This is a genomic window from Fructilactobacillus sp. X3R2C1, from assembly GCF_059901235.1.
The window spans coordinates 1-236 of sequence record NZ_JBWXVA010000089.1; the positions used below are offsets into that span (position 1 = coordinate 1).

At 66.5% G+C, this 236-nt stretch carries 1 protein-coding gene; it reads right to left on the reverse strand.

Going from position 1 to position 236, the window contains the following annotated elements; all coding sequences use genetic code 11:
* Window positions 1-236, reverse strand: a 236-nt coding sequence (locus AC6UDB_RS07275; protein ID WP_500709598.1) for a hypothetical protein, incomplete at both ends; no start/stop codon positions are given.

The window sequence follows — 236 nt, forward strand, 5'->3', positions numbered from 1 at the left end:
GTACAGGCATCGGTCGATGTCTGCCCTGCCCGCTCGGCCAATGCGTGCCAAGGCAGGAAGCCGGCAGGCGGGTTGGCGGCCAGGCTGATCACGCCGCGCAACTCAGGCAGGCGCGGACTGGCCAGTTCACCGGGCGTGGTACTGGCCAATTCTGGCACCAGCTCCTGGACCATGGCGTGATAATCAGACGCCTTGAAGGCATCGGCGCACACCAGCCAGCGACAGCCGGACTGACG